This window comes from Alcanivorax sp. HI0083, assembly GCF_001635175.1.
In genome coordinates, this window is record NZ_LWFX01001178.1 from 1 (window position 1) to 3054 (window position 3054).

A 3054-nucleotide genomic window follows, 5' to 3' on the forward strand; every position below is an offset into this window, starting at 1 on the left:
TATCGTAGGGCGGAAATCGGCGGCAGCCGATCTCCGCCATTGATCCTGCTCCTCGCAAATTTTGTACGACACCACCAATTGCATTAAATTGGCCATACACACCCATAACCGAGCAAAGCATGGACAGACAACACGTCCTCAACATTCTGGCAAGCAGCAAGCCCGAGCTAGCTGCTCGCTTCGGCGTTACCGAACTCGCGCTATTTGGCTCCACTGCACGTGGCAACGCCACAACAAGCAGCGACGTTGACGTCCTTGTCGCTTTTGATGGCCCCGCTACGTCCAGTCGCTATTTCGGTGTGCAGTTTTATCTGGAAGACAGACTCGGCCGCCCTGTGGACCTGGTCACCAGCAAAGCCCTCCGCGCTGAACTCCGCCCTTACATTGAGCAGGATCGAGTCAATGTCTGAGCCAGCCAAAAGGGAATGGCGGTTTTACCTGAACGACATGACAGACTTTGCTTCGAAAGTGCTGTCCTACACAGAAGGCATGGAACAAGACGAGTTCGCGGAAGCGCACTGACCTACGATGCCACCCTCCGCAACCTGGAGCTTATCGGCGAAGCAGCAACACATATTCCTGACGAGATTCGCGCCTCACATCCAGAGACCCCTTGGCGAATGATCATCGCAACCCGTAACCGCCTGATTCATGGCTACCTCGGCATTGATGACGATACGCTTTGGAGTATTATTCGAGACAACATCCCCGAACTGCTGAGCAAGCTTGAGGCTTTCACCGCCGGAGATTAATGCAAGAATCTCAGAGCCAAACAGGTTCCTGGCTCATGAATCATCACCAAGAAGGCCTCGCCACGGGTCGTCAGAGACTCGCCTTTCGCCCTCATCCCGACCCTGCACGGCTATCTCTTGCTCCTCCCCGCTCCCAAGCAATGCCTGAACCGCCGCCAGCTTCTCTTTTGGCACCAGCACCAACTCGCTGTTCAGCCCCTTGGCAGTCAACGTCAGCGTATCCAGCCGGGGATTCCCCTTCGACTCGAGACGCTGGTATTGCTGCCGGGAAATCCCCACCCGCAACATCATGTCACTCTGCTTGAGCCCCAGCGCGAGACGGCGACTTTTCAACTGTTCCAGGAGAGAACGGATCATTGTAAACACACAAGTTGCTTTTTATTCATAAGAAACACATTAGTTTCCTGCAGCCAAGAAAGCAACGTATATGTTTCATTTTTAGAATAATCCGCACCGTCACCCCAGAGGCAACAGATAAGTTGCCCCAATCCAGAAAGGGCCGCGCCGATAGCGATGTCGCGCACGCGACAAAACCTGCCAACCGAGTTGTGTGGGGTTAAATCAATAGATTTGGGGATTGCTGACGGATGCGGGTTCGATTCCCGCAGGCCCAGGAACTTGCCTGAAAGCGATACCCCTCATTGGTTAACCTGAAAAAAACCAGATCCAATACTAGACGCACGAGGAAAGACCTGATCCCGAAGATTTACACTGATGCCCTTTACATCGTCGAGGAAGTGGATGAATCAAGAAATCACGTTAATTGGTTAGGAATTAAATTCACCGAAATTAGTGAAGTGCTGCTCTTGGGTTATACAAGGCGGAGGACAGGGAATGAACGGGGGAATTCCGCCACGATAAAAGTGCCCAAAGCTGCATTTCAGAAATTAACAGACCTACTACCAACCCTATAAGTCACTTCCAAGTATGAAGAATCAGATATCAACCACTCACTTACCAAATCGATCCCCCCTACAATATTATCGGAATCCTTACCCTTAATTGAACACTCCCAAACAATACAAACCCGCCATCCCATACGCGAAATCGCATTTAAATTCCTCACGTCTCTGCTCTTATTGGCCTCAATTTTCTCCCTCCAAAACTCCGGTCGCGTACTTGGCCACTTAAACAAATGACATTCATGCCCATGCCAAAAACAGCCATTGACCATGATTACTGCTTTATATTTTGGCAGAACGATATCAGGCTTTCCCGGCAGGTCTTTGACGTTCTTCCTGAACCTGAATCCCCTGCGATGTAGTTCCGACCGGATCAATATTTCTGGCTTGGTATCTTTCCCTTTGATACCCGCCATCATCCTTGAGCGTGTTGCCTTGTCGACCACATCAACCATAGCTACTCATCCAGATATTTTGCCTGCTTCTCCAGAACATGCTCGATAAAATCAGAAAGGCTCCACAGCCACTCTCGACTTTCCGGCTTATACGTTTCATGTATTGAGGTGGGGACAACAAGCTGCAGGTCGCTGGCTTCCATTTCATCAAGCTGATTACCGGATATACCCGGCTCCAGGGTCACAAGGTGCTTTCTTTTTATGCGACCAGCCTCAGAAAGCACCTGCCGCCAACGATCCTTGCAGGTAGATTTAGCCCCCAGGATAGTCAGCCCATTATCAGGAAAGTCATGATTTTCATACTGCGGAAGCCCGGGGAAGAGAAAATCGGGCTTTGATCTGTTCTCTGTTTCAGCCCCACGAATATGCGCCACCCCATTTTCCTTGAAGAGGAACTCAAGGTGGTTTTCGAGGGCATAACCCACACGGCTTTTTCGCCTGTTCTGGATGCTCAGCGAATAGGAAACAAACTGTTCCACATCCGAAAATCCGCTTTTCAGCTTTTCTTCAACAAAATGCCGTTCCAGCTGCCGGAACAGGGACTCCTCCCTATCCATCAGCGAGACAAGAGCAGTGTCAGGAAGCTTGACTGGCTGAATTTCAGGGCTCAGTTCAAGCGCAAGTGCCGAGAATTCTCTGGTTTTTGGGAAGGCGCCACCAAAGCGGGCAAGCATCAAGTCCAGATAGCGCGAATCATCCTCGAACAGCTCAATTCCAAGCTCATCCAGAACCCACCTGGCAGACCAGCTTGCCTTGATCTGGTTTTCATCAATGGTCTTTCCGGAAAAAGCATTTGTTGTACTATCAAGGCCAAAAAGCCAGCGTAACTGGGATTCTTCGCTACTTCCTTTGTCACAGAAGACAAGAATCAGCTCCTCCGAAGTGGTCTTTGCAATCAGAAAGAACATCCCTTCCGAAATCAGATCTGTCACTTCATTGGAAACG

General features: G+C 50.3%; 5 protein-coding genes. 2 read left to right on the forward strand and 3 right to left on the reverse strand.

Annotated elements, in window-relative coordinates; translation table 11 throughout:
• Positions 1–119 precede the first annotated feature (119 nt).
• Together A3754_RS16880 and A3754_RS16885 are read left to right on the forward strand one after the other, a co-directional pair.
• On the forward strand, positions 120–410 hold the full coding sequence (locus tag A3754_RS16880) for a nucleotidyltransferase family protein (protein WP_063520631.1): 291 nt from the start codon (positions 120–122) through the stop codon (positions 408–410).
• A 15-nt stretch (positions 411–425) separates the two neighbouring features.
• Positions 426–752 (forward strand): DUF86 domain-containing protein, encoded by a 327-nt coding sequence (locus tag A3754_RS16885; protein ID WP_231880663.1) that lies wholly within the window; start codon positions 426–428, stop codon positions 750–752.
• Positions 753–785: 33 nt separating this feature from the next.
• On the opposite strand, the gene A3754_RS16890 is transcribed toward A3754_RS16885, so the two are convergent.
• The 3 genes from A3754_RS16890 to A3754_RS16900 all read right to left on the reverse strand — a co-directional run.
• A complete protein-coding gene (locus tag A3754_RS16890; protein ID WP_063520632.1) occupies positions 786–1109 on the reverse strand; it encodes a helix-turn-helix transcriptional regulator in 324 nt (107 codons plus the stop codon).
• Between the two features lie 523 nt (positions 1110–1632).
• Positions 1633–2109 (reverse strand): very short patch repair endonuclease, encoded by a 477-nt coding sequence (locus A3754_RS16895; RefSeq protein WP_063520633.1) that lies wholly within the window; start codon positions 2107–2109, stop codon positions 1633–1635.
• Between the two features lie 2 nt (positions 2110–2111).
• Positions 2112–3054 (reverse strand): type II restriction endonuclease (locus tag A3754_RS16900; RefSeq protein WP_156497044.1); only part of this gene is annotated, 943 nt, incomplete at its 5' end.